Source organism: Acinetobacter guerrae, assembly GCF_009372255.1.
GTDB lineage: Bacteria > Pseudomonadota > Gammaproteobacteria > Pseudomonadales > Moraxellaceae > Acinetobacter > Acinetobacter guerrae.
In genome coordinates this window covers 154,122-179,170 of record NZ_LXGN01000034.1, presented here as the reverse complement: position 1 = coordinate 179,170, position 25,049 = coordinate 154,122, and the positions used below count along the sequence as shown (strand labels likewise).

The 25,049-nt window shown below is 39.9% G+C and carries 44 protein-coding genes and 1 tRNA gene; 38 read left to right on the top strand and 7 right to left on the bottom strand.

The features are described from left to right. The 6 genes from A7A69_RS10575 to A7A69_RS10550 all read right to left on the bottom strand — a co-directional run. The coding region (locus tag A7A69_RS10575; protein ID WP_206669008.1) for a hypothetical protein at positions 1–254 on the bottom strand (254 nt) is incomplete at its 3' end. Continuing rightward, a complete protein-coding gene (locus A7A69_RS10570) occupies positions 254–709 on the bottom strand; it encodes a hypothetical protein (RefSeq protein WP_151675582.1) in 456 nt (151 codons plus the stop codon). The genes A7A69_RS10570 and A7A69_RS10575, both read right to left, overlap by 1 nt. A gap of 208 nt (positions 710–917) precedes the next feature. Continuing rightward, positions 918–1,751: a hypothetical protein gene (locus A7A69_RS10565; RefSeq protein ID WP_004990028.1), complete on the bottom strand. Its 834-nt coding sequence runs from the start codon at positions 1,749–1,751 to the stop codon at positions 918–920. Between the two features lies 1 nt (position 1,752). After that, entirely contained in the window at positions 1,753–2,571 is an 819-nt protein-coding gene (locus A7A69_RS10560) for a HipA family kinase (protein WP_004990027.1), read from the bottom strand. Positions 2,572–2,620: 49 nt separating this feature from the next. Further along, positions 2,621–2,923, bottom strand: coding sequence for a hypothetical protein (locus tag A7A69_RS10555; RefSeq protein ID WP_151675581.1), 303 nt, complete (start codon positions 2,921–2,923; stop codon positions 2,621–2,623). A gap of 28 nt (positions 2,924–2,951) precedes the next feature. Further along, the gene (locus A7A69_RS10550; protein ID WP_151675580.1) at positions 2,952–3,698 is read right to left on the bottom strand and encodes an XRE family transcriptional regulator; all 747 of its coding nucleotides are present in this window, start codon (positions 3,696–3,698) and stop codon (positions 2,952–2,954) included. Positions 3,699–3,824: 126 nt separating this feature from the next. On the opposite strand from A7A69_RS10550, the gene A7A69_RS10545 reads away from it, so the two are divergent. The 35 genes from A7A69_RS10545 (at position 3,825) to A7A69_RS10380 (ending at position 23,278) form a co-directional block, all read left to right on the top strand. After that, positions 3,825–4,055, top strand: a complete 231-nt coding sequence (locus tag A7A69_RS10545) for a helix-turn-helix domain-containing protein (RefSeq protein WP_151675579.1) — start codon at positions 3,825–3,827, stop codon at positions 4,053–4,055. Between the two features lie 66 nt (positions 4,056–4,121). Beyond that, positions 4,122–4,622: a phage regulatory CII family protein gene (locus A7A69_RS10540; RefSeq protein WP_049173655.1), complete on the top strand. Its 501-nt coding sequence runs from the start codon at positions 4,122–4,124 to the stop codon at positions 4,620–4,622. Between the two features lie 48 nt (positions 4,623–4,670). Continuing rightward, positions 4,671–4,928: a hypothetical protein gene (locus A7A69_RS10535; RefSeq protein ID WP_152877452.1), complete on the top strand. Its 258-nt coding sequence runs from the start codon at positions 4,671–4,673 to the stop codon at positions 4,926–4,928. Continuing rightward, positions 4,925–5,143, top strand: a complete 219-nt coding sequence (locus A7A69_RS10530) for a hypothetical protein (RefSeq protein ID WP_152877450.1) — start codon at positions 4,925–4,927, stop codon at positions 5,141–5,143. Before A7A69_RS10535 ends, A7A69_RS10530 begins: the two co-directional genes overlap by 4 nt. Before the next feature lie 145 nt (positions 5,144–5,288). Further along, entirely contained in the window at positions 5,289–6,194 is a 906-nt protein-coding gene (locus tag A7A69_RS10525) for a DNA-binding protein (protein ID WP_151832210.1), read from the top strand. Continuing rightward, complete coding sequence (locus A7A69_RS10520) at positions 6,191–7,564, top strand: replicative DNA helicase (RefSeq protein WP_152877446.1); 1,374 nt, start codon at positions 6,191–6,193, stop codon at positions 7,562–7,564. Before A7A69_RS10525 ends, A7A69_RS10520 begins: the two co-directional genes overlap by 4 nt. Continuing rightward, entirely contained in the window at positions 7,561–7,800 is a 240-nt protein-coding gene (locus A7A69_RS10515) for a helix-turn-helix domain-containing protein (protein WP_005003568.1), read from the top strand. The genes A7A69_RS10520 and A7A69_RS10515 overlap by 4 nt, the downstream gene beginning before the upstream one ends. Beyond that, entirely contained in the window at positions 7,797–8,147 is a 351-nt protein-coding gene (locus A7A69_RS10510) for a hypothetical protein (RefSeq protein WP_151833605.1), read from the top strand. The genes A7A69_RS10515 and A7A69_RS10510 overlap by 4 nt, the downstream gene beginning before the upstream one ends. Beyond that, positions 8,134–8,457 (top strand): hypothetical protein, encoded by a 324-nt coding sequence (locus A7A69_RS10505; protein WP_152877444.1) that lies wholly within the window; start codon positions 8,134–8,136, stop codon positions 8,455–8,457. The genes A7A69_RS10510 and A7A69_RS10505 overlap by 14 nt, the downstream gene beginning before the upstream one ends. Further along, positions 8,450–8,650: a hypothetical protein gene (locus A7A69_RS10500; protein ID WP_151817378.1), complete on the top strand. Its 201-nt coding sequence runs from the start codon at positions 8,450–8,452 to the stop codon at positions 8,648–8,650. The genes A7A69_RS10505 and A7A69_RS10500 overlap by 8 nt, the downstream gene beginning before the upstream one ends. 273 nt (positions 8,651–8,923) lie before the next feature. Beyond that, positions 8,924–9,118, top strand: coding sequence for a hypothetical protein (locus A7A69_RS17015; RefSeq protein WP_151788599.1), 195 nt, complete (start codon positions 8,924–8,926; stop codon positions 9,116–9,118). Positions 9,119–9,126: 8 nt separating this feature from the next. Beyond that, positions 9,127–9,339 carry a hypothetical protein gene (locus tag A7A69_RS10490; protein WP_338325130.1) on the top strand — a complete coding sequence of 71 codons (213 nt, stop codon included), beginning with the start codon at positions 9,127–9,129 and terminating at the stop codon, positions 9,337–9,339. Continuing rightward, positions 9,336–9,773, top strand: coding sequence for a VRR-NUC domain-containing protein (locus A7A69_RS10485; protein ID WP_152877442.1), 438 nt, complete (start codon positions 9,336–9,338; stop codon positions 9,771–9,773). The genes A7A69_RS10490 and A7A69_RS10485 overlap by 4 nt, the downstream gene beginning before the upstream one ends. Before the next feature lie 10 nt (positions 9,774–9,783). Then, positions 9,784–10,230, top strand: a complete 447-nt coding sequence (locus A7A69_RS10480; protein WP_004997270.1) for a hypothetical protein — start codon at positions 9,784–9,786, stop codon at positions 10,228–10,230. 155 nt (positions 10,231–10,385) lie between these two features. After that, a tRNA-Arg gene (locus tag A7A69_RS10475) sits at positions 10,386–10,462 on the top strand. 259 nt (positions 10,463–10,721) lie between these two features. Further along, a complete protein-coding gene (locus A7A69_RS16835) occupies positions 10,722–11,000 on the top strand; it encodes a hypothetical protein (RefSeq protein WP_035254295.1) in 279 nt (92 codons plus the stop codon). Beyond that, positions 11,000–11,494, top strand: a complete 495-nt coding sequence (locus A7A69_RS10465) for a hypothetical protein (RefSeq protein WP_152877440.1) — start codon at positions 11,000–11,002, stop codon at positions 11,492–11,494. The genes A7A69_RS16835 and A7A69_RS10465 overlap by 1 nt, the downstream gene beginning before the upstream one ends. After that, positions 11,491–11,742: a hypothetical protein gene (locus A7A69_RS10460; RefSeq protein ID WP_005003583.1), complete on the top strand. Its 252-nt coding sequence runs from the start codon at positions 11,491–11,493 to the stop codon at positions 11,740–11,742. Before A7A69_RS10465 ends, A7A69_RS10460 begins: the two co-directional genes overlap by 4 nt. Positions 11,743–11,753: 11 nt before the next feature. Then, positions 11,754–11,990 (top strand): hypothetical protein, encoded by a 237-nt coding sequence (locus tag A7A69_RS10455; protein WP_005145882.1) that lies wholly within the window; start codon positions 11,754–11,756, stop codon positions 11,988–11,990. Then, complete coding sequence (locus A7A69_RS10450; protein WP_005145884.1) at positions 11,941–12,234, top strand: HNH endonuclease; 294 nt, start codon at positions 11,941–11,943, stop codon at positions 12,232–12,234. The genes A7A69_RS10455 and A7A69_RS10450 overlap by 50 nt, the downstream gene beginning before the upstream one ends. 311 nt (positions 12,235–12,545) lie before the next feature. Continuing rightward, the gene (locus A7A69_RS10445) at positions 12,546–12,995 is read left to right on the top strand and encodes a terminase small subunit (RefSeq protein ID WP_152877439.1); all 450 of its coding nucleotides are present in this window, start codon (positions 12,546–12,548) and stop codon (positions 12,993–12,995) included. Positions 12,996–12,998: 3 nt separating this feature from the next. After that, positions 12,999–14,675: a terminase large subunit gene (locus A7A69_RS10440; RefSeq protein WP_152877437.1), complete on the top strand. Its 1,677-nt coding sequence runs from the start codon at positions 12,999–13,001 to the stop codon at positions 14,673–14,675. Between the two features lie 55 nt (positions 14,676–14,730). Further along, positions 14,731–15,321, top strand: a complete 591-nt coding sequence (locus A7A69_RS10435; RefSeq protein WP_152877435.1) for an HK97 family phage prohead protease — start codon at positions 14,731–14,733, stop codon at positions 15,319–15,321. Further along, positions 15,318–16,652 carry a phage major capsid protein gene (locus A7A69_RS10430; protein ID WP_152877433.1) on the top strand — a complete coding sequence of 445 codons (1,335 nt, stop codon included), beginning with the start codon at positions 15,318–15,320 and terminating at the stop codon, positions 16,650–16,652. The genes A7A69_RS10435 and A7A69_RS10430 overlap by 4 nt, the downstream gene beginning before the upstream one ends. 164 nt (positions 16,653–16,816) lie before the next feature. Further along, the gene (locus A7A69_RS10425; RefSeq protein WP_152877431.1) at positions 16,817–17,602 is read left to right on the top strand and encodes a GIY-YIG nuclease family protein; all 786 of its coding nucleotides are present in this window, start codon (positions 16,817–16,819) and stop codon (positions 17,600–17,602) included. Positions 17,603–17,646: 44 nt separating this feature from the next. Beyond that, positions 17,647–17,814 carry a hypothetical protein gene (locus A7A69_RS16615; protein ID WP_004997290.1) on the top strand — a complete coding sequence of 56 codons (168 nt, stop codon included), beginning with the start codon at positions 17,647–17,649 and terminating at the stop codon, positions 17,812–17,814. Positions 17,815–17,824: 10 nt separating this feature from the next. Then, positions 17,825–19,255: a phage portal protein gene (locus A7A69_RS10420; protein ID WP_096911008.1), complete on the top strand. Its 1,431-nt coding sequence runs from the start codon at positions 17,825–17,827 to the stop codon at positions 19,253–19,255. Beyond that, positions 19,252–19,542, top strand: a complete 291-nt coding sequence (locus tag A7A69_RS10415) for a head-tail connector protein (RefSeq protein ID WP_004997295.1) — start codon at positions 19,252–19,254, stop codon at positions 19,540–19,542. The genes A7A69_RS10420 and A7A69_RS10415 overlap by 4 nt, the downstream gene beginning before the upstream one ends. A gap of 9 nt (positions 19,543–19,551) precedes the next feature. After that, positions 19,552–19,899, top strand: a complete 348-nt coding sequence (locus tag A7A69_RS10410; protein ID WP_152877429.1) for a phage head closure protein — start codon at positions 19,552–19,554, stop codon at positions 19,897–19,899. Positions 19,900–19,906: 7 nt separating this feature from the next. Then, positions 19,907–20,428, top strand: coding sequence for an HK97-gp10 family putative phage morphogenesis protein (locus tag A7A69_RS10405; protein ID WP_125624993.1), 522 nt, complete (start codon positions 19,907–19,909; stop codon positions 20,426–20,428). Further along, on the top strand, positions 20,425–20,787 hold the full coding sequence (locus A7A69_RS10400; RefSeq protein ID WP_152877428.1) for a DUF3168 domain-containing protein: 363 nt from the start codon (positions 20,425–20,427) through the stop codon (positions 20,785–20,787). Before A7A69_RS10405 ends, A7A69_RS10400 begins: the two co-directional genes overlap by 4 nt. A gap of 319 nt (positions 20,788–21,106) precedes the next feature. Further along, complete coding sequence (locus tag A7A69_RS10395) at positions 21,107–21,571, top strand: phage tail tube protein (RefSeq protein WP_152877427.1); 465 nt, start codon at positions 21,107–21,109, stop codon at positions 21,569–21,571. Between the two features lie 39 nt (positions 21,572–21,610). Continuing rightward, the gene (locus tag A7A69_RS10390) at positions 21,611–22,144 is read left to right on the top strand and encodes a phage tail assembly chaperone family protein, TAC (protein WP_125624999.1); all 534 of its coding nucleotides are present in this window, start codon (positions 21,611–21,613) and stop codon (positions 22,142–22,144) included. An 11-nt stretch (positions 22,145–22,155) separates the two neighbouring features. Beyond that, on the top strand, positions 22,156–22,374 hold the full coding sequence (locus A7A69_RS10385) for a hypothetical protein (protein ID WP_152877426.1): 219 nt from the start codon (positions 22,156–22,158) through the stop codon (positions 22,372–22,374). Between the two features lie 112 nt (positions 22,375–22,486). Continuing rightward, complete coding sequence (locus A7A69_RS10380) at positions 22,487–23,278, top strand: hypothetical protein (RefSeq protein ID WP_228128173.1); 792 nt, start codon at positions 22,487–22,489, stop codon at positions 23,276–23,278. Positions 23,279–23,321: 43 nt separating this feature from the next. On the opposite strand, the gene A7A69_RS10375 is transcribed toward A7A69_RS10380, so the two are convergent. After that, positions 23,322–23,585, bottom strand: a complete 264-nt coding sequence (locus A7A69_RS10375; protein ID WP_152877425.1) for an Arc family DNA-binding protein — start codon at positions 23,583–23,585, stop codon at positions 23,322–23,324. 112 nt (positions 23,586–23,697) lie between these two features. Between A7A69_RS10375 and A7A69_RS10370 the strand changes: the two genes are divergently transcribed. From A7A69_RS10370 to A7A69_RS10360, 3 genes are all read left to right on the top strand, one after another. Further along, positions 23,698–23,859, top strand: a complete 162-nt coding sequence (locus A7A69_RS10370; RefSeq protein ID WP_004997316.1) for a ribbon-helix-helix protein, CopG family — start codon at positions 23,698–23,700, stop codon at positions 23,857–23,859. Between the two features lie 78 nt (positions 23,860–23,937). Next, a complete protein-coding gene (locus A7A69_RS10365) occupies positions 23,938–24,321 on the top strand; it encodes a hypothetical protein (protein WP_152877423.1) in 384 nt (127 codons plus the stop codon). After that, complete coding sequence (locus tag A7A69_RS10360) at positions 24,318–25,019, top strand: Rha family transcriptional regulator (protein WP_152877420.1); 702 nt, start codon at positions 24,318–24,320, stop codon at positions 25,017–25,019. The genes A7A69_RS10365 and A7A69_RS10360 overlap by 4 nt, the downstream gene beginning before the upstream one ends. Positions 25,020–25,049 lie beyond the last annotated feature (30 nt).

Below are 25,049 nucleotides of genomic sequence, written 5' to 3'. Positions count from 1 at the left end.
CCATAAACCCGAGCGTTGCCATAAACCCGAGCGTCGCCACAAACCCGAGCGTTGCCATAAACCTGAGCGTTGCCAGAAACCCAAGCGTTGCCATAAACCTGAGAAAGGTTATTTTCGGATTCGATATATCCACCAAGCTCACCAGCTGCAACCAATGAACCAATTGCAACCAAAGCGCGGATACGTTTAAGTGTGCGGCCATCCCATGTGGTAACAGTGTCGTTATCGAGAAGTTCGTATTTTTTGTTTTCCATCACACACCCCCAGCTAAATGATTCTTCTCAATATAAGTCGCAATGAGAGTGTTGATATTTCGATGGTCATTGCGATCAGTAAAGTCGTTATATTCGTGGCCATTGATTGATGTGATGCGATCGATTGCGAGATTATTGATTTCAATCACTTCATGCTCTGAACCGATAACGCCATAGTTTTCTTCACGTGCAGTGAAATCAAAGCTGGTATAAATATAGAAACCATCGAGCTTAATAACGGCTTCACCTGAGTTTTTGTCGTTATCAACTTTAATTGCAGAAACGCCATATTCAGATGGTTTGGTAATAGGGTAGGTTGCGACTTGGGTAGGTTTTTCAGAAACCAGGGCGTATGCGCCTGTTAAGCCAAAGATTAGGGCAGAACCCAATGCCCAACGCTTTAAGCGCGACGGAACTATGTACGCCGTATTGTGCTTCAATGTGTTTTGTTCCATAATGAACTCCATCGTGAAAAGCCCTGTTTGATGTGAGAGTCGGCGGGGCTTTTTGTTGTCTTGATGAAATCATTAAACCAAAGGTATAAATTAAAATCAAGTCCGAATTAAACCTTTGGTGAAAATATTTTTATACCTAGGTTTAATTTTGTTTTAATAGACAAAAGAAAACCCACCGATGGGGTGGGTTGTGTAATAAGAAAAATATCTAACTTGCTTTGAGCATTTCAAAAATTCTTGCTGCGCCTTCTTTTTCAGAATCACATGTATAGATATTGATGTGAGTTTTTGATGCCACTTCTTCCCTTAGGAGTTCAATATTTTCTTTCATTCTAGCCAAAGTTTTTAATGGTACTTGTAGATTGTCATCTGTTGGCATTTGTATAATCAAATCATAGTTGCTAGATACATTGTGCGAATCAAATATTTGCAAATCCATTAAGTTTGACTTCATTCTGGTAATAGTTTGTGATGTGCAAACATTAAATTTCGCAGAATAACGAGCAGTATGGAATCCACAAGAAATTTTTACGTCTTTTCTGATAGGGATTTTTATATCAAATGCATTTTCATAGGATGAATCAATTTCTAACACTGCATTTTTAACACGTTTAGACCAACGGTTGTCGACTTGCTCATTCTCAAATAAACTATCTTCTTGCTCAAATAATCCCTTTAGGGCAACAGAGCCAAGGCTTGCAGTTTTGTACAAAGCTTGCCGAACTATGCCTTTAATATTATCTGACTGAGAGGTATGCCAAGCACCTATAGTTACACCATCAAGAGTGGACTCCCCATTATTTTTCAAAATATTTGCTTTTATTAGTTTTATATATCCATTAAATGATGATGCTTTGGTTCCATATAAGCTATCAATAACTGTAGGATGAAGTGCATCAAAAACCTCAATTGTGCCACTTAAATCTTTGGTTGTTATTAGAATTGCAATAAGCTCCCCACTTTTTGGTATTGGCTCAAAATACACAGTTCTCCACTCGGCAAAAAAACTAGGTTCGGAAGGAAATGAAATTTTACCAAACATCTTAACCTCCGATTAAATCTAATTGTTGATGTGATTGTGGTGGCTTTATAGCATTTTCAATTAAAATTGCCAACACACCATTTCTGGCATTTAAGAAATTTCTTACTCTTTCAATGATTGTATTATATTCATTAAGCAGATAATGATTTTGTGCTTTTTTTGCAAGTGAGTCGCAATTTGTCCCCCACATTTCATCAGCAATACATTTTTTAATTTTTGACATTAACTTAAATGTATAGATTTCATTCTCACCTTTGTAATGTTGAATAATTTCAGAAATGTTACCAACTTTAGTTATCTCATTGATTGGTAGTCTTGGATCTTGTGATGAAAAGAAAGCTTTTTCATGATCGATAAATCTAAAAGAGTCACCATCATACAAAATATTTGAATTATTTCTGTCAGGATTGGCGATTAGTTCATCAAATGCCACAATAGAGTGTAACCCCGAGAAATCAAGCAAACACTCTTCACTTAATTCGTGATCCATTAAAAATCTCTCAAAGGATGGCATATCGTACATTTGAGAGCCAAATAATAATGTTGGTTTATCTACAGCGATTTGCGGGTGGTTCGGCTCAACCAAGACAAGCATCGGTTTGGGAATAGGGATATCAAGCATTAGCCCAATTAATGCGCTAATAATCTCTATACACAAACCCTCAGCGTTGCGGCATTTTTTAATATATGCAGGAAACTCCCCTTGGTTTGTAGCTACAAAGCCCGTCCATAATGGATTTGATCCCTTATTGCTGATCTCCAAGTCAACTAATGCTCTTCCATATAGCAGATTTTCATTTATGAAATTTTCTAATTCCATGCATTAATCCTTATAATTTAACCTGACTTGATTTTGTCGAGTTCACAGTTTATTGTTCAGAATACTTTTCCAAAAACTCATCAATCCAGCCTTGCGCAGCGTCAATGTTTGTGATGTCAGCCAGTTTTAAATTTGTGTTTTCTGCTTCATTAACACCTTCAATGATCACCTCAAAGATATTAGCCTCAGCAATCACTTCCCGTGCCATCTCAGAAGCATCATAGCTTTGCTTGGCTTTTTTAAGTCCTGCAATTTGCTTATCAATTCCTTCGCCAATTTTCCCAAGTGCCTGTTTAAATTCTTGTTTGTTAATAGACAAGGCAGTTTTTGTTTTGTTAAGTGTTCCTATCATTGCACTCTCATTTTTAAAAAAAATTTTATTAACCGGCTCGCCAAAACTGATGACCCATAACTTTAAAATTTAGTCCATTTTGCTCAGTAACTTCACGATCCCTATACTTAGAGTTAAGGCTATGAAGAATTAATTTTCCACCTTCTTCTTTGAATATCTGCTTGATCATCCCTTCGCCTTCAAAGTAAACAGCATAGATCTCACCATCAATTATTTCAGTTTGCGATATATCAATACCCACAAGATCCTCATCTTTGATAAAGTCGGTCATACTGTCGCCCTTAGCTTTGATAATTCGCATGCTATCAGGATGCACATGCTTCTTTTTGAAGAAGTTGGGCGGGAATGGCTGTTTGCCATTTATAACATCAAAATGAAACTCAATCGCCTCGCCAGTGCCGCAAGAAAAACTCGCCTCAACAACATCAATCCAGATAAACCCATCATCCTCAGAGTATTCAGCAACAATTGGGCGCTGAATGTCATTTGCATCAAACGACGATTCATCTTTATTAGAAAGATTGTGTTTTTCCATAAATTCTTGCATGTTGAAATTGGTTAGATTCTGATTTTTTTTACCATTTAGAAGCCACCCAGCATCCACTTCTAGCAACTCAGCTAGCTTATCTAAAGTCTCCTTTCCGATCTGCCCCTTCTTCCATTTAGATGGAGCTTGAGGCGTTAGACCGATCATTGTTGCGGCTTTGGACCATGATAGCTTTTTTGCTTTCAGTGCTTCCTGAATGCGGTCAACCATTGTGCTCATAACTTTCATTATTTGTGAAACCTTTGGTTAAATTCTCGTATAAAAAAGATAAAAATGTAAGCAACCATAGGTTGAAAATAAATTTAACTCATGGTTTAATAAAAATATTAATTGGGTTTAAATAAGGTTTAAGATATGAATCCTATTCAACAAGCAATAGAGGCTGTTGGTGGGCGGACCTCGGCAGCAGCACTATTAGGCATCTCGTATGTTGCAGTTCGAAAAATGGCTGAGAAAGGTGTTTTGCCTCGTACTGATTACACAGGCGAAACACAATATGCAGAAATCTTCGCAGAACACAGCAACGGCAAGCTCACAAAAGAATGGTTGCTTGATAAGGCAAATCCAAAACATTTACTAGCTTAAAAACATACACCAAGTATCAAGCTTTAGCCCGAAAAAATAAATGTGAAAGAAAACAAGGATTTCACAATGAATGAACTGAAATTAAGTAAAGAGGCACAAACAGCGCTTTTCCAGATGATTAACAACTCGGAAAACTGCGGGCCGAAAGATATTGCTATGGCAATCGGTGATTCACACAACATGGTTTGCAACTACGCAAATCAGAATATGCCGAATCATTTGCCGAATATTCGCAAGCTCGAAGCAATGATGATGTATACGCGCAATCCAGCACTCATAAAAGTTTGGGCGCATCAAATGGGTTTTGCGCTAGTTCCAGTGGACTGTGATAGCAGCAAGCATCATGAATTATCAATTTTTGAAGCAATGATGTTGCACAACATTAAGTGTGGAAAAGCTAACAAAGTCGTTTTTGATGCCTATGAAGATGGAGTTGTCACACCACAGGAGTATGAGGAAATTCATCAAATCTCGAACAACTTAATCGAATTAATTAAAGCTGTTGACAGTGCTGCACATAAACATATGCAGAAATATTTATCGGCTGCACAAATAGAAAAAGCCTGATCTCTTACATCAGGCTTTAGGCGTTCATCAATTTAGGAACCAAAGAACATGGTTAATTTAACAGAACAGCAAAACGAAGACAATCGGGAATTTTTAGTCGGCGATGTGGTTGTAATGGTTGAGGAAGATGACTACGACAATCTGTTTGAAATTGTTGGAAGATCAAAAAGACTGTTTCACCTTAAAGGTATCGACTCATTGTTTTATGGTCGTTTGAATTTTCAAATCCGTCACGCAAAAGTCGCAGAACTCAACGCCAAACGCCATTTGACTGAGGCGGAAATGGCGATGGGGGAAATATCATGACAGTTCAAGCTCAAATTACTGAAGTAAATTTTGCCAATCGCACAGTGACGGTAGAGGCATTCCAGAATGGCAAGAAAATCCTGAAAAGCCCTATGCGCTACCAACGTTTCACTAAAAAAGATATTGAAAGCCAGATTCGTAAAGAGCTGAAGGCATATGACGGACCTCTCTGGGGGGGGCTTTCGGTCGTATTCAATATTCGGATCGACGGGTGATGACTATGAAAATGACGTTAGCCCAATTGGTAAAGCAGAGACGCAAAGCTCTCAATTTGCAACCAGTACCAGACAATTATGCACAGTCAGTAAAAGTTGATTTTTTTGCTGTACTTGAGCGGCACTTCAATAAGAGAGGTGCTGCGTGACTAGAAACCTTCCAATTATTAAGTTGATTGAAGCTATGAACGAGCAACCAATTGCATTCAATAAACACTATGTATTCATAGGTTGTGGAATCAATGGCGCACTCATGCTTTCACAATTGGTCTACTGGACATCACGCACTAAAAACAGTGATGGCTGGATCTACAAAACCCACCATGAGTGGACACTCGAAACTGGTATGACACGCAGAGAGCAAGAGACAGCTCGTAAAACCCTAAAAAGCTTGGGGTTTCTTTCTGAAAAGAAAGAAGGAGTGCCGCGTCGCGTTTACTTCAAAGTTGAGCGTGAAAATCTCTACAAAGCATTGGTTGAATACTCCGAAAGTATTGATATTAATAGTATGCACAATTCCGCCATACTGAATGCACCAAACGTACATACTGAATGCACAGATGCGCCAGACTGTATGCACAATTCCGCCATACTGAATGCACAAATCAGCCCATCTAATACAGAGAATACATACAGAGAATACACAGAGAATACTTCAGATATTATTTGTGCTGACGCGCCAAGCGAAACCCAAAGCCAAAAAACAGAAAAATTCTCACCAAAAAAATATCTTGTCGAAAAAGGTGTATCTGAAAAAACAGCATCCGAATACATCTCTTTGAAGACAAAAAAACATAAAACGATTACAGATCGTATGGTCGACATGGTTGTCAAACAAGCCAAGGAAGCCAAAATCACACCAGAGCTTGCATTTCAAATCATCGTGGTTCGAGGATGGGAAACATTCAAGGCTTCATGGAATTGGCAGGAAACCGCCAGCGAATTAGCTGCGCTTGAACAACCACAAACCGAGCAAACAACCCATGCTGAACAAGAAACACAACCTCAATTCAAAGGCGTGGCTAAAAAATTCAAAGGGGTGAACGCATGAGCGAATTACACTCAATCCCATCTGAGCAAATCATCCTGATGTCGATCATGAGTTCAGAGTCTTATGCGGACACGCTTGTTGAGCAAGTTGAAATTTCTGATTTTTACGCAGGTCGCCATCAAATTATTTTTAATCACATTCTTGATCAACACCGAAAAGGCGAAAGCTTTGATTTCATCACAATTTGGGATTTGATCAAAAACAATCATCAGGAAAAAGAGATTCCTGAACAATACCTCATCGATTTGAACAGTCGTACCGCAACAGCCTTGATGTTTGAAACGCATCTTGCAAAGCTCAAAGATTTATCAGCTCGCAGACGCTTGCACGACACCAGTAAGCTGATTAATTCAATTGCTGTGGATATGGTCACTCATACCGCAGAAACAGCAGTAAGCAAGGCTCAAAGCTTAATCCAAAATCTTGATTTGGGTGCGGGCGATGAAAAACTCAAACATGCACATGAATTTTCAAAAGTCGCTATCAGTGAGTTTATTCATCGTCACCAAGCCTTGCATGCGGGTGTGCCTTTTGACGGTGGAATTCGCACTGGATTTACAGCGCTGGATAACAAACTAGGTGAAATTGGGAAAGGCGATTTAGTCATCATTGGTGCGCGCCCAAGCATGGGTAAAACAACATTCGCACAGAACTTGGCGGCAGACATGATGATTAATCAATCATTGCCAGTGTTGTTTTGTTCAATTGAAATGCGAGGCCATCAGATTGCACAGCGCTTGATTAGCGGGATTGGAGGGGTTGAGCTTAGAAAAGTCCTCACAGGTCAAATTAACCCAAATAGCGATGATTTTAAAAACATCAACACAGCAGCCAATGTTCTTGAAAAAGCACCGCTAATGATTGATGACAACAACCGTGCCACTGTGGCGAGTATTCGTCGGTCAGCAAAGAAAGTGCAGACCAAATATGGAAAGGTTGGTGCAATCTTTGTGGATTACATCCAAAGAGTAACCCCACTCTCTAAAAACAATTTTGGTCGCTCCGACAAAGATATCGGTGAAATCTCAACAGAATTAAAGCGCATTGCAGGTGATTTTGAATGCCCTGTTTTTGCATTGGCTCAGCTTAATCGAAATCTTGAAAACAGACCAAACAAGCGGCCAATGAATTCTGATTTAAAAGAATCAGGTGATCTGGAGCAGGATGCAGACATCATCATGTTTATTTACCGCGATGAAGTCTACACAAAAGAGTCTAAAGAGGCGGGCACAGCAGAAATTATCATTGGTAAAGCGCGTAATGGGTCGATTGGAACGGTGAGATTAGCAACCGACTTAGCAAGATCAACATTCCTTGATTTAAGTCCTGAGTATTACGAAAGCCTAGAAATGCAAGGAGGTGCGGCATGAGTAATTACGTAGAAATATTTGACAATATTATTTTTGTTTTGAGTCAGTTTGCTGAAACAGATAAAGCCCTAAACATCGAGGAAGTTGAACTTAAGCTTGGTGTTAGTAAGCGCACTGCGCAGAGACTTTGTAAGTCTTTGAGCGAGTCAGGGTGGCTTTACTTTAAAAGGGTTGGTCACGACAAATTATATTTTGCAAGCGAGAAAACTAAGCGATTGTTTGGAGATAAGCCATGACAACAACGGTAGAAGAATGGTTGGCACAGGGCAACAAAATTACAGTGATTCAGGGATTCACTGGTATTGCACCGAAGCAAAAGTTTAATAATCGGGAAGTCAAGTTGCGTGGCAGGGCAAAAACTCAAACTCAGATGCCGAGATTAACCGAAGAACAAGCAAAAGAACTAAGTGACTGGCTAGATGCGAAATTAGGTCGAACTTTGGATTTGGCGAATTACATGAATTGTTCGAGCACAAAGATAGGGTTAATCAAAAATCGAAAAACACCATGCTCTAAAACCCAATTTGAAATGATGAAAAAGGGGATGCGGGCAATTGAGGGCGTTAAGCATGAAAGCACATAAATTTGTAGCAGAGTTTGGGATTGAGAAAGCGAAAGCGATTTTAGATGGTGCGCCAGAGTGGGCTAATTTTTGGATAAGTAGAGATCAATATCATTGCTCTGTTATGAGCTTTCCAAATATGACGGGGCATTACTCAGTTCATCTTTTAGAAATCAAACAAGCCATTGCTGATTTTGAGTTGGTTGATGGGGTTGGTGGGTTGTCCTATGCGAAAAGAGTGGTTAAGCAATCTCCATTTCAGCGAGATAAACATATTGTTGATTGGAAAAAAGCCATCCAACGCATCGAACAGGGGCTTAAAGATGAGTAAGAAAAAACAAAAGTTTACTGATGCTGAATACATGCAATCACTTTTACCATGCCCTGAATGTGGAAGTGACTACTGTCACGAAGATGGTAACAACGAGCAATCCGCCGTGTCTTGTGGTGATTGTGGTTTTGAGATTGTGACAAATAGTGTTGCTAAGTCAAAGAATAAATGGAACAGCATTAAAAGGAATTAAGAAATGAATAGTCGTGAAGCGTTTGAGAGAGTATTCAGTAATTCATGTGTTGATCTCAGTAAAGATGAAACAGGTGAATATTCATCTCAACCAACAAGAATGTGCTACTCGTTTTTTGTTGTTGGGTGGCAAGAACAGCAAAAGCGGATTGATGAACTTAATCAAAATAATGAGAAATTGAGACTTGATCATGCTGCTTACAAGAAGGGAGTGAAAAATATTATTCAGGAAAAACTAAAACAAATAGAAGGAAGGAATTTCACTATTGCAGCAATGGAACGATCTTTCGTTTTAGCTAATGCGAAAGTTGATGAGTTGCAGGCGCGGGTGGATGCAGCATTAAAAGAGACTCAACATGCTTCACGGTATGTGGAGGAGGATATGCGTGGTAATCATGAGTTTCTACAAATGGCCATGATTCGAACATTTAAGTCTTTAGCGCAAGCACTCAAAGGCGGTGAAGTATGAGCGAATACATGCAGATGACACTTGAGCAGCTTCAAAAAGAGCACGCTGAATTGCTTCAATTTAATGAGGGTCTTGATAAGAAATATAAGCATCATGCGGCAAGAGCTGAAAAATATAAACGCAAATGTGAAGCAATCGAAAGTCTTTTGATCAATCCAGTTGATCAGGATATGACGCTTAAAGCAATCAAAACAGTCATTGAAAGAGTAGGTGAATCATGAATACAACATTCAAAGAAGCTCAACGCATTCAATCAAAAAAGATTGCGCGTTCTAAGAAGTTCAATCGTGTGCCGACCGAAGATCAAGAGCAAATCACAGTCATGTCATGGGCGCATCGAGTGAAGTTCAAAGACGGACGGTTGAGTGATTATTTATTTCACATTCCCAATGGTGGGTCAAGAAATATCATTGAAGCGACGAAGCTTAAAAAGATGGGAGTAAAGGCAGGTGTACCAGATTTACAGCTCATTGTTCCTAATGGTCAAGCTCATGGGTTATGGATTGAATTGAAAGCACAAAAAGGGAAGTTGCAGCCAAGCCAGCAAATCATGATTCAGCGATTAGAGGCGCAGGGTTATCTGTGCAAAGTCTGCTTCGGTGCAGATGAGGCGATTAACGAAATTAAGAAGTATTTGATGCTTGAAGCAGCATAAGGGGAAAGGCATGAATGCAGTAGCAGCAATAAAGAAAATGGACTGGTCTAGATTCACTATTGATGAGTGGTTGAAGCAATATGCTGCATTCTTGTCAGTTAGTCGAATGAAAGGAGGTCATGAGCCAGATTCGCTAGAAGTAAACACAATATACTGGCTTGTTAGGGAAAATGATAAGTCAGGCAGAAGCAGTAATGGCAAGTTTGTTTATTTGCAGATCAATGAATATGAGTACGATCAGATAGATAAACTAATCAATTCAGTTGTCAGTGATGAAAGTATATGTAAATCAGCACAAGTCTGTGTACAGCTATATCTTAAGAAAATGATTGAAGGTTTAACTGAAAAACAAATGGGTAATATATTTGTTTATTCTGAATCAAGCATTAGAAATATGGTGTATGCAGGTCGGTATTATCTTGCGGGACATGATAAGCGGTTAGTGCTTGACACTTAAGTGGATTTTCATTAATCTGTGTTATAGTAGACGAAGTTTAAGTAATTTACTAAATATTTTGAAAAGCTCACCATTCGATGGGCTTTTTTGTTGCTTATAGAAATGCAAATGGAGCGCTATAGGCATACATTTACCCTGCCACTGGTGGGCTTTTTACGCCATTCGTCTAATTGGATAAGACATCATAATTCTAGTGTGATTGATGTAGGTTCGAGTCCTGCATGGCGTGCCATTTAATTTAGAGAAGTGAATAGCGTCTTAGCGCTCTCGGCAAATCTAAGTGATACGAGCAAGGTTCACTTCATCTAAGCTAAAGACGGGTGTTTGTATGGACACAAAAGAAATAAGAAAAAATATCGAAATGTATTCTGCTGAATTGAACAAGTATCAAAGCTTATCTCGCCAATTACTCTCACGTGAAGAAATGATCTTAGTGGACCGGAAGATTGTGCAGTTCAGGGAAAGGATTAAGAACTTACGGGTAGTGCTTGATGCGCGACAATAAGCGATTGGCAACTATTCGGAAATTCCCATGTGTTCGATGTGGTGGTAGGCCAAGTCAGGCGGCACATTCAAATAGCTCAAAGCACGGCAAGGGTAGGGGGATTAAGGCTTGTGATTCCAAAACTGTTAGCTTATGCGCCAGTTGTCATGAAGCATTTGACCAGTTCAAATTAGGCAATAGAGAAGAGTCAGAGGCTTTGTTTGATGGGTGGTTGGGAAAGACGAATCGGATGTTAAACATTGGGTACAACAATGAGGTATTTTGATGGAACCAGTCGTCTACAAAATCCAGAATCACTATGATGTTGCTAGAGTCGCCAATTATCTTAATTTAAATCATGGCAGAGCGGCAGGCGAAGGTAAGCCACTTGTTGTGCATATTCAAGAAGACACCAAAGATAGATCAAAAGCTCAAAACAAACTCTACTGGAAATGGCTCAGTCAATGGGCGAAGCATCAAGGTACAGATAAAGATAATGAGCATTTATTCTTTAAGCGTAAATTCTTAGCAACGATCTACTTTCGTGATGATGTGGGTCAGTATCGAAATACATTCAATGCAGTGAAAGCATTAAAAGATCAGAAGCATCCGTTATATAACCAAGTGGCAGCAGGACTAAATGAACTGATAAGCACGACTGATGCAAGTGTTCAGCAATTTACTGAGTATCTAAATGACATTCATGCGTTTTGTAATAAGCAGGGGTGTTGGTTGGAAACGCCTGAAGATTTGATGTGGGTGATGGAGAGTAGGGTATGACATGTAAATCATGTGAAGAAAGGCGTGAATGGATTAAACAGCAATATGAACGAGCAAAAGAACGAACAGCAGCAGCTATCAAGCGAATTACTGGCGCTGATGCAGAAGATAGTGGAGCAGAACACAACACTGATTCAGCAGATAGCGAACAAGGATCAGATAATTCTGGCAGCACTGGAACAGAGCAACGAACTCCTGTTGCAACTAAGCGAACAGGAAGACGAACTGCCAAGATCGAGAACGATTGATTGAGGTGAGTATGTCTAGAAGACTGGTATTAAAACGAACGCAAGGTTCTAAAGGATCGCTAGCATTACATGATGCAATTACTGGTGAATTACTTGTATCACAACAGGAACTCAAGATTGAATCACACCCGAATGGTTATGTTGAGCTTAACGTTAAGTTCATCGTAGATGGTGATCGGTTGAGAATAGTAGGTGATCATGAAACTACGGACATTAAAGCCGAGACTCCAAACTACCAAGACGCCTAAACAATCTAACTGGGGTCAAGGACGTGGTGGTCGCCCATGGCGAAGACTTAAAGCAAGCATTCATTTAAGAGATAAGTACACATGCCAGTGTTGTGGTGTTGTAACTATGGAGCTTGAGCTTGATCATATTGTGAATGTGGCTCAGGGTGGTAATGATGAGGAAAGCAATCTTCAATCGTTATGTGTGCCTTGTCATAAAGAGAAGACATTGAGGGAGAGTGGGCAGTGGGTAATAAAACAATAGAAGATATGGTCCATGATTACGCTATAGCAAGCATTCAATCTGGTAAGTCGGTAACACTGGATGATGTTAAGAGCTTTTGCCTTTTGGCTAGAGATGTAAAACAAGAGGCTAAGCGAGCACAGCAATCCATAACCCAAGATGAACAGCGCCGGAGATGGTGAATTTAATTATTAAAATTTGCATCAAAATGGTGCGTAAAATATCAGCAGGCAGGGGGGGTTAAAATTTTCAAGCTCAAAGCTCACGGACACCACCGCCCACCTCACTTATAAGAAAAAATCAGTTTTCAAAAATATGTTAAAGGAGGGTATATGGCTTTAACAGAAAAAAAGAAGGCATTTGCCCTTGCGAAACAAAAAGGCAAAGACAATAAAGAAGCAGCTATTTTAGCTGGATGTCCTGAAAAGACTGCATCTGCGGCTGGTGCACGTTTAGCTAAAGACCCTGATGTTATTGCATATCTAGAACGACTTGATGAAGCCACTCCCGAGCAAGTTGTTAAACATGAGGTTAAACCTTTAACAACTAGCACAACTATTCAGGCTTCCAAGAATTTAGCCGACCCTTTAGAGTTTTTAGAGTCTGTTTATTCTGATCCAGTTGAAGACATGGCCCTACGTGTACGCGCTGCCCAAGCAGCACTCCCATACATTCACGGTAAAGTGGCTGAAAAAGGCAAGAAAGAAACTAAGGCAGAAACTGCACGTAATGGTAGTAAATCTGGAAAGTTTGCAACTTTGGATAATCAATTAATGAGCTAAACTATGTCTTCAATATCACCGATCTGGACGACGGCCTGCCCAGATTGGGAGAAGCTAATTGTTAGCAAACAATCTTTAATGCCTTGCGCACCTTTGTTTCCAAAAGTAGCTGACGTTGCAGAGCGAATATTTAATGAATTAATACTTGTAGATGTAATGGATTCACCAAAAATGGGTGAAGTTACATTACCATGGGTGATTGAATTTGTTCGAGCTATTTTTGGAGCATATAACCCCCAAACAAAAAGAAGATTGATTAGAGAATTTTTTTTACTAATTTCTAAAAAAAATACCAAATCTACAATTGCTGCTGGAATTATGCTAACCGCATTGATTCTCAATGACAGACAGTCGGCTGAACTAATTATTCTTGCGCCCACAAAAGAGGTAGCTGACAATTCATTTAATCCAATCCGGGACTTTGTCAGAGCCGATGAAGAGTTAAGTGAACGTTTTAATGTGTCTGAGCACACAAAGACAGTTACTCACTTGGGTACAGGCGCAACACTTAAAGTTATCGCTGCTGAGTCTAATGCCGCGGCAGGAAAAAAAGCCTCAATTATCCTGATCGATGAAGTCTGGCTCTTCGGCAAACGTGCCAATGCTGAGTCAATGTTCCGTGAGGCAAAAGGTGGTTTGGCATCACGTCCTGAAGGTTGTGTGATTTATCTGTCTACTATGTCAGATGAAGTGCCATGCGGTGTATTTAAGCAACTTTTAGATTATGCCCGTGATGTTCGTGACGGAATCAAGGTTGATAAAGGCTTTCTACCTTTAATTTATGAATTCCCCAAACATCTGGTTGAGGCGGGTGAACACTTAAAGCCTGAAAACTTCTACATTACAAACCCAAATTTAGGTGCGTCAGTCGATCTTGAATATCTGATTTCGGAGTTCAAAAAGGTTCAGGATGCTGGTGAAGAATCGCTTAGAGATTTCTTGGCCAAACACTTAAACATCGAAATCGGCATGAATCTTCGTGCTAACCGATGGGCAGGTGCAGAGTATTGGAATCAACAAAAACATGTCTTTGGTTTGGATCAAATCATTGAACAGTCAGACGTTATCACTCTCGGAATCGATGGCGGTGGATTGGATGACTTGTTGGGATTTGCTGCACTAGGCCGATTGAAAAGGGATCCTCGAATTTGGTGGTTATGGAATCATGCGTGGGCCAACAAAACAGCATTAGAGCGACGAAAGGAAAACATTCCAAAGTACCAAGATTTCCAGACTGAGCAATCACTCACTGTAGTTGATCATGTGGGAGACGATATTGACCAACTCGCAGCGATTGCCAAGAAAGTTTATGACAGTGGCAAGCTCAATAAGATTGGGCTTGATCCACTCGGGTTAGGCGGTTTGCTTGATGGATTACTGGAAGCAGGGATACCAGAGGATGCCATGTTTGGCGTACCGCAAGGTCACAAACTCATGTCCTATATTTTAACGACTGAACGCAAATTGGCTGAAGGTAATTTATTCCATGCAGGGCAGCAACTCATGACATGGGCAGCAGGTAATGCGCGTGTCGTCATGATTGGTAATGGCATGAGAATCACTAAGCAAGAATCTGGAATAGGGAAGATTGACCCATTAATAGCCACGTTTAATGCTGTGGCGCTTATGTCAATGAACCCAGAATCAAGCACAAAAGAATACAACGTCTTTTTCGTTTAAAACACATTTCACAGATAACCGCCTTAATTGGCGGTTTTTGCATTTTGGAGGGGCTATGACTGCTCTGCATAAATCATTTGGCTCGTTCGAGATCAAGTCCGTAGACGATGAAAAACGAACATTTAAAGGGGTAGCTAGCACTCCTAATCAGGATCGGGCAAAAGACATCATGGTGCCAACAGGTGCCAAGTTTACTTTACCAATGCCGTTACTTTTTCACCATGACCATAAATCACCTATTGGGCATGTCACTGATGTGAAGGTCACCAGTAAAGGGATTGAAGTTGAGATTCATCTTCCAAAGATCGAAGAAGAAGGTGCATTGAAAGCCCGAATTGATGAGGCCTATCAGTCCTTGAAACACAACCTCGTCAAAGGCCTGTCCGTTGGGTTTCTCCCGAATTGGGATGATGTGGAAATGATCAAAGGTGGTGGCATAAAATTTAATGATTGGGAGTTTTATGAACTTTCCTTAGTCACCATTCCATGCAATCGCGAAAGCGAAACAGATTTTAAAAAAGCATTTGAGGAACACAAAGCCGCGTTGGGCAAACAACCTCAGAACGTTCCAGATGGCGATTCATCTGAACAAAAACACGTAATCGTAAATCTAAATAGCCCAACACAGGGTGGAGTAAAACTATGAAAGAATACTTAGCAAAGCTGCTCAAAGCATTGGCAGATAAAAACGCAGCAATGCAAACTGCACTGTCTAAATCAGCAGCAGCAGGCACAACACCTGATGAAGCAACTGAAGCAGAAATTCAGGTTCTTGAAAAAGATATTGAGGCAATTAAGAAAAATATTGCACGTACCGAAGCTCAAATTGCAGAGATTGAAAAAGCGGCAAAAACCGCAACGCCTGTTGCAGGTAATGATCCTGAGGAAGCAAAAAAATCTGCAAAAGGCGATCCTGAGCCAAAAGCTGATCCAAAGGTTGAAGTTAAATCCAATCTTCCTAAAGGGATGCCTTTCGCACAATTTGCTCGTGCAAAAATGCTTGCATGTCATGAGCAAAAACAAGGTCGATTAATGACTGTCGTTGATGCGGCAAAAGCATTAGGTTATGACGAAGCAGTGGTTCAATATGTTGAAAAAGCCACCTTGGGTACCACTACTGATGCTGGTTTCGCTGCGCCACTTGTGCAGCAAGACACATATAAAGGCGATTTCTTAGAATTGCTTCGTAATGCAACCATCTTTGATAAGTTGAAAGGTTATCGTGCTGTTCCGTTTAATGTAAAAATTAACGGGCAATTAAGCGGTGGTACTGCTTCTTGGGTGGGTGAAGGTGCTAAAAAGCCTTTAACTAACCCGACATTCAACAGTATCGAAATCAAAGAGCATAAATTGGCTGCGATTACAGTTTATACGCAAGAATTGTTGCGTCGTGCCGATCCAGCAATTGATCAACTTGTGCTTAATGATTTGATTGAAGCAACCAAAGTGCTGATTGATACCACGTTTCTTGGTACTCAAGCGCAAACCGATGTGACTCCATCGGGTATTCTGAATGGTGTAACAGCAATTGAACCTTCTGGCACTACGGCAGCAGCAATTGAAGCCGATTTGTTAAAACTTATCACGACATTTGTTGCCGCAAACCTTACCACTGACAATGCGTATTTCTTAATGAGTGAAACGCGTGCAATGCAATACGCTTTGCTTCGTGATGCTCTTGGAAATACATATTTCAACGGCATGAGCTTTGCAGGTGCAGCGCGTTCGCTTCTGGGTATTCCAGTTATCACGTCACAATCCATTGGCGACAAGATCATTCTTGTAAAAATGAGCGAATTGCTTGTTGCTCAGGACGGTGGTGTTGATGTGGCGTACAGCGATCAAGCAACGCTTGTTGATGGATCTGTTACTCACAACTTATGGCAAGAAAACAAATTTGCCATTCGTGTAGAGAAGTTCATCACCTGGGCGAAACGTCGCGCCATTGCAGCGGCATACATTGATTACACGCCTTAATTTAATTTTCATCCTAACAACCTCTTTCGAGGTTGTTTTTATAAGGATTTTTAATAATTTTTTTATAAAAACAACCTAATTTTTTGGTATAATAAATAAGCGAAAAGCCTAGTTGCTGGAAACAACTAAGCCTTTCTAATCAACCTGTTAATGAGAGTAACAAGATGACTTCGGACAATTCTAAAGTCATGGCGAAAGCTATGCAATCCAAGACTGAAATATTTATTCAAAAAGCTATTGCTGTGCATGGTGGTAGATACGATTACAGCAAAGTTGCTTATATTGTCAGCAAGAGCAAAGTGATAATCGGCTGTCCTGAGCATGGTGATTTTGAGAAAAGACCAGATCATCATTTGGCGGGTCAGGGTTGTCTAAAATGTACAGGACTTGCCAAGTTAACAGTCAAAGAATTTATATCTAAAGCTAAATTAGTGCATGGCAACTTATACGACTACAGTCAGGTTAAATATATTAACAGCTACACCAAGGTAAAGATAATTTGTTCCACGCATGGAGTTTTTGAGCAACGACCCAATGATCATTTAAAGGCGTATGGTTGCTCAGAGTGCTCTAAAAACTTAAATGCATACTCACTAAGTGTTTACGTGAAGACCTGCAAAAAATACGATGGTCATTCCAGTCTTTATGTAGTTAGATTATCTAATGAAAATGAATCGTTCTTTAAGGTTGGAATTACTGTAAATGCAAAAAACAGGTTTCGGGAGTACACCAAAGCTGGCTATGCATGCGAGGTTATAACAGCCATACGAGATAAGGCTGGTTATATTTGGAACCTAGAAAAGCGATTACACTTTATCTTGAAACAGTGGCGATACAAACCGAAAATCGATTTTGGTGGTCAAACAGAGTGCTTTTCGCAGATACCAAAATTAGTTTGCAGATTACTTGATGATATACAGCAGTCCATGCAGATGCAGTTAATGACTTAAATAAAATCCCACTCTAGGTGGGATTTTTTATATATGGAGAAAACATGAAAATTGAATATTTACAAGTTATGCACGATGCCGAAGTAGGCGAAGTGAAAGAAGTCGAAGATTTTGCGGCAAATATCCTTATTAAAACAGGTGTTGCAAAGCCTTATGAAGAGCCTAAAAAGGCTGCAAATCGCACCAAAAAAGACGTAAAAACTGAAGAATAAGGCGGTAAAAATGGGCATTTATGACTGGTTGAGAGGTAAAAAGAGCTATCAAAGTGTCCACAATTCAGGGCAGGGTTGGAATAGCATATTTGTGGCAGAGCCATATTCAGGGGCATGGCAAGAAAATAAGGAAATTACCCGCGAAGATATGACTGCATTTTATGCGGTATTTGCTTGTGTAAGTCTTATCTCTAAGGACATTGGCAAGATGCCTGTTCTGTTAAAAAAGAAGCAGCAAGGTGTCTTAGTTGATGCTTTAACCCCAAAAGAATTACAGCGTGTACTTCAAAAACCGAATAATTACCAAAACTGGCAGCAGTTCAACGAGCAATGGACGCAGAGCCTTTTGCTTAGGGGCAACACCTACGTTTTTAAAATGCGCGATGTGTTTGGCGAGTTATACCGATTGGTGGTTTTAAACCCTGATTTAGTAACTGTACTTGTTGATGACCAAGCGAATGTGTTTTATCAGCTTACAAACGACCGATTAACACAGGCTGACAATGTAATTGTTCCCGCATCTGAAATCATCCATGACCGCATTAACGCGATTTATCATCCGCTTGTGGGTTTAACACCAATCATGGCGTGTAGTCTGGCGTCTGAACAGGGTATTTCGATTCTCAGAAACTCTAAAAACTTTTTTGCCAACGGATCTAAACCGGGTGGTGTTATTGAGGTGCCTGGGCCATTAGATGCAACAAAAGCCCAAGAGGTGAAAACCAAATGGGATGCAAATTATAGTGGTGCAAATGTGGGTAAAACTGGTCTTTTATCGGATGGAGCAAAATACGTAAACATTTCAATGTCAGCGATAGACAGCCAATTAATTGAACAACTTGGGATGTCTGCTCGTATTGTTTGTACGGCATTTAATGTGCCACCATTTAAAATTGGTGTGACTGATGTTCAGGGTGCAACTAAGGTTTCTGATCTGAATGAAATCTATTATTCAGATTGTCTTCAATCCTATATAGAAGCGCGTGAAAATCTTTTAGATGAGGGATTGGATTTACCGTCTTATGGTGTTGCGGCTTTCCTTGATCTTGATGTTCTAATCCGCATGGATTCATCTAGTAAAATTGCATACTTCAAGGATGGCATCAGTGCAGGCATCTTTGCCCCCAATGAGGCGCGCCAGAAGTTGGGTTATTTACCTGTTAAAGGTGGCGAATCCCCTTATTTACAACAGCAAAACTACAATTTGGAAGCACTTGCTAAGCGTGATGCTAAAGAAGATCCATTTGGTAAATCTGAATCAACCACTCAGTCTGATAATCCTCTTAAATCGCTCTATAAGGGCGTATTCAAAGACGATGTGCAGTACCAAAAAGGACAATTCATTACCAAGAATGGCGCACTCTGGCATGTTGAAAACGATCATTTTGGTGAATTTGACCATAAAAACTTTAAGTTATGTGCTAAGGAGTGGACAGAATGAGCTTAGTCACACTCGAAGAAGTAAAACAGCATCTTCGCTACGATGATGACTCCAACGATACGAACATAGAAATCTACATAAAGGCCGCTGAATCAGCGGTTTTTCGTTATACGGATGAAGTTCATCATGCACAACCGCCTGAAGAATTTAAATTGGCTGTTCTGGTCTACGTTGGTTTCTATGACAAGTACCGCAATGCCGAGTCTGATGCACCAGTGAATGGAAATTACATGCCGCAACCTGTTCAGGCGTTGCTATTCCCTTATAGAACACCTACAGCAATCTAGGAGGGTGATATGGGACAAGGCGCAGGTGAATTAAGACACAGAGTTGTTATTCAGAAGTATCAGCAAGGTGGACGGGATGATGATGGATTTGAAATTGAAGGTGGTTGGATTGAATACAAAAAGCTTTGGGCCAAAGTAACACCACTTTCAGCCAAAGACCTGATTTCAGCACAAGCAGATCAATCAGAAGTCACAGCACGAATGAAAATTCGTTATCGCACTGACATTGATACCGAAATGCAAGTGGTCTGGAAAGGGCGAGTATTTTCGATCAAGAGTCAGGCGCTTGATGACAACGAAGACTCATATACATATTGCACGTTCTTGTTGGGGCAGGGTGTAGAAAAACCCAAGTGAGGTACTTATGGCGGGCGTGGAAGTTAAGCTTGAAGGGTTAGAGGAAGTCTTAAAAAAACTAAATAGATTATCCAACCAAAGGCTTGTTAAAAATGCTGCTAACCGTGCTGCACGAAAAGCCATGAATATTGTTAAAGATGCAGCAAAACAAAACGCGCAGCGAATTGACGACCCAGAAACTCGTGAAGCGATTTATGAGAATGTCACAGTCAGTCAAGGTAAAACTCGGAACAGCTCATACGTGAGAATGCGTGTTGGCATCATGGGTGGTGCTGGATCGAATAGCAAAAGCAAAAAAATCGTCTTCAAAGAAAGAAAAAAAAGAGGTGAAGCCAAGCAGGTTCTCGATGACGACACCATAGCTCTACCGGGCGGGAATACTAAATATTGGCGTTTCATTGAGTTCGGAACATCACATATTCCAGCCACGCCTTTTATGCGCCCAGCTTTAGCAAATAACATTCAGCAAGTGACGAATAAGTTTACAGAAGCATTTTCACTTGAACTTGACAAGGAATTACTCAAATGAGCTTCTTACCCATATTCCGAACGCTTAATGCAGATGTGGCAGTAAAAGCTATTCTGGGCAATGATTTACGTGTATATGAAGATATTGCACCACTGAATACTGCTGTGCCTTATGCAGTCTGGCAAGAAGTTGGTGGAAGTGCTGAAAATAGCCTTGATTGCTCCGCTAAGACTGATCATGTCATGTATCAAGTGATTGTGTACGACACCAATCAAAAACGAGCATATGAAGCGCGTGAAGTGATACGCAAAGCATTAGAAACACAAAGCTATATTTTAAATCCACGAATCAGCCATTACGAAAATGACACGAAGCTTTATGCGCGTGGATTTGATGCAAATTGGTTTTTAAGTCGGTAGAAATTAACTCAAAAAAAGCAAAAAGCCCGTGACTCGTAATCATGGGCTTTTTTGTTTCCAACCCACAACGCACCTTGAGGATTAGAACATAAATGAATTTTAACATCGGGGACTGGATAGTGAAAGCACTAGAACTCGTACAAACACATAAATCAGTAAGAATTTTTTGCTATTGGATTATCTTCGTTGTTGCTCTGTTTCCAATAGCTCAAATCATCAAGGCATTAGCAGAATTGCTCGCTGTCTTTTACTGAAAAGAGAATAAACCAACGCACCCAATCGGGTGTTTTTTTATGCCAAAAATTGAGGAGTACTACTCATGGCGAACGTTCTTGTAAACGGTATGGGAATTTATGTATACGATGGCACAGCCATTACAAAAATCAACTGTATCAAAACTCTTGATTTTGGTTCTGATTCAACGACTCGTATTGAAAATACGTGTCTCGATGAGCCGAATACAAAATCCTATGTATCGGGTTTATCTGATCCGGGTCAAGGCTCAATTGGCTATGACTTCGATGATGAAAATACTTCACATGACAAATTAGAAGAATGGGCCAGAGACAAAAAACAAAACTTACAGTTCTATATCGGCTCTAGAGATAGCAATGATGCACCAACACTAACAAGTGGTAGCGTTACTTTGCCTAAAACTCGTACTTGGTGGTCGTTTATGGGTGGTTTATCAAGCCCTGCACCAACATTTGAAGCCGATGCATTGGTTGCATACACCATTACATTGGAACGATCAACTGAAGTAATCCGTACACCAAAAACCTAATTCACGCCCCGGAAGGGGCTTTTACTTTTGAGAATTAAAATGGCTAAAGTTGATTTTAAAAAATCGAAAAATGTCACAAAGGTTGGCGCACCAATCGCACGACAGGTAAATTGGTCTGTTATTGTGACAGAACATAATCTTGAAGAAATGCGCCATTTGACGGAATCACCAGACTTGGCAGTTGGTGACAATGCTGATCTTGATGGTGAAGTTTTCATTAAGCGCATGACCTTTAAGGCAGGTCGCGACGCTGCAAAGGCATTCGATTGGGATATTAACTATGATGATCCTGAAAAATCGAAATTAAAATCCATTGACTCTGAGCGGCTTCAAGCAAGTCAATTGCTAGGAAGTATCTGTATTGATGAGAAAGGAACCCCGTTTTTTGATTCACTTCAGGAAGTCTACGACTCTGATCCAGCGTTCATTATTGCCTTACACAAGCTAGCCGATGACGTGAATAACTTCATGGGAAAGTCACGGACGAAGACCTCGAACGAAACGAACTCCTCTGTGAACTTGTCCTCAACGGAATTGGCGGAAGAAGCATCGCAGAAGCCGAGCAAAAAATAAGTCTGTCTGAAATGGCGATATGGAAAGCGTATCGCCTGAAGCATGGCAGCCTAAACATTGGTCGTCGGATTGAGCAAGCGATTGGTGGCGCACTTGCATTTTATGCGAACTCCAATCGTGGCAAGAATGGTAAAGAGATTTCACCCTATGCATTCATGCCCCACGAACAAAAGCCAAAAGTCATTGAAATGGATGCAGAGGATTATTTAAATAGTTGGGTGGGTAAATAGATTTACCCAATTCATTATTTGACCAAATATTATTTATTTATGATACTACTTCAATAACTTAATAATGTTACGACAATGTGTGTCGTTATGCTTAATTTATTCTGGGGTGATCGTGGATAATATAGAATTATTGCCTAGTGAAGATGATGCTATGCTTACCGTAAATATAAAGAACAAACAACCAGTGGATCTAATCGATTTTGCTCAGAGCATGATCAGTTTAGGCGCTGAGTATTCTGATTATATTGCGGAAACAAACAATCATTTAGTTTCAGATGAGATTAAGCTTTACATCAAAGAAATTAGACCTGGATCAATTATTACAGAGTTGGTTGCTCTTGCGCCAGCTTTAATGCCTTTTGCTGAGCATGCAAATACTGTTCTGGACTTCACCAACCACATGAAGTCATGCATAGAATACTTAAAAGGAGTTGGCAGAAAACCCGAGAACCTTGATAAGCAGACATTAACTAGGGTTTCAAAGTTTGTAGAGCCTGTTGCAAAAGATTCAGGATCAATTTTGCAACTTGATGCCTCCAATAATAGTGGAACCATTACAATCAACATCAACAGCCTTGAGGCAAATGCTATTCAAAACAAGGCGAGCAAAGAAATAGAAAAATTAAAAGAACCAATTGTTGGCCTTCACAAGCAAGTGGTTTTGTATTGGACACAGACACGTTCAGATAATCGCAAAGGCTACAAAGGAATCATCGAGAGTATTTCTAAAAAAGAAGTGAAGGTACTTTTTGAAAATGATGAAATCCAGTATGAAATGATTCATGGGGAAGATCAGCTATACGAAAAAGCCTATGTTGTAGACGTTTATGTTGAGACAATAAATGATAATCCAGCAGCCTACAGAATTATGAAGTTTCATGAATCTATGGATATGCCTGAATAGCAAACCTGTCATTTCAAAAAGCCCTTCGGGGCTTTTTTCTTTATCAAATACCACCCTGAACAATCTTAGTTAAATTATCAACAGATTGAATTAAGCTATTAATTTTATCTTGTTGCTCTTTAAGCATAATTTCCATCACATGTATTTCAAATTCATGGGAAATCTGAGCTTCAAAGCTTTGTTCTAAGCGGGCGACCATATCAGCATTCATAGATCGATTGTATTGTTCTGATGATTTAGAAATTTTATCCCTTAACTCAGGTGGCACACGAAGCCTAACAGTAACGTGCTTTGGGTTTTCTGCCATTAATACTCCAATAGCCTCAGAATGAGGTTAAAAAGTTCTGATAATGTATTGACAATACCTCAAATTGGGGCTAAATTTAAATAGCCTTAAAGTGAGGCTATTAGAGGTAATTATGAAATCTGAACAAAATAAACCCACCGATGTACGCTTTCGGTTAGAAAAGGAACTTTATGATCCTTTAAAAGAATTAGCGAAAAAAGAAGAGCGTTCGATGAATTATTTAATGAATAAGGCAGTCGAATTATTGTTAGACCAAAAGAGTGCGAAAGCATGAAATCAACAGACAACAAAAAAGCCCGCAGTCTGGAAAACAAGGGCTTTAGAGTTGTCATTACATGGGATAATGAACAAAATGAATATACCATTTGAGTTTGAAAATGACAAGGCTCCCGATCTGGTAGATTTGATACCAACTATGCCAATAGACATGGTTATAAGGGTTTCTGATAAAAAAGAATCGGTCTCGCAAGAGGAGGAGAAGTTTTTGGAAAAGGTAAGTCGAGCTGCTGAAAATGGAAATATCCCGATTGTGAGAGGGATAGGGGCAATTGGTGTCTTGCTTGCAAATGCAAATGATGACGTTCCATTGGAAACTTTTAATGATATTGGTTGGCTGATTAAGGCTTTGAGTGATCAAACAGAAGCGTTAAATTATACCAAGCAGGAGGCTGATGCTATTTTAAACATTAGCCGTAAAAACAAAATCATTAAAGGCAATGGAGGTTTGATGTCATGAATGCGATTGTTAACACAAATATTCAAACCATGTCACACCGAGAAATTGCCAAGTTGACTGGAAAAGAAGATAGGCATGTAAAACGTGATTGTGAGGTAATGTTTTCAGAATTGGAATTAGATCCAAAGGGGTATGCCCAAAATTGGACACACCCCCAAAATGGAAGAACTTACATTGAATACATGCTTCCAAAGGATTTAGTTGAGACATTAATAACTGGTTACAGTATTAAACTTAGGCATGCGGTTTTGCTTCGATTGCGAGAATTAGAAGAGGCCGTAAAGCGTGACTTAATTGCACTACCTAACTTCTCCGATCCAGTAGAAGCTGCTCGTGCATGGGCTGACCAAGTCGAGGCTAAGCGTCTAGCTTGTAAAGAACGTGACCATGCAATCGAAACTAAAGCCCATATCAGTGACAAGAAAACTGCTACTGCTATGGCAACAGCTTCAGTAAAAAGTCGTCAAGCTGAAAAACTCAAAGAACAGTTGGGAGAATCGAAAAATTACGCATCTGTTAAAGCGGTTGAAAGCAAGACAGGCCGTAAGTTTAACTGGCGAGAGCTTAAAAAGTGGTGTGTGGAGCATGGCAAGAAGATTAAGGATATTGCCGATGCGAATTATGGCACTGTAAAAATCTACCATAAGGATGCGTGGAATGCTGTTTACGGAATAAATTTAAAAAATATATTCAGTTGACTTAGCTAATGTCTTAAACCTTTATTTTAA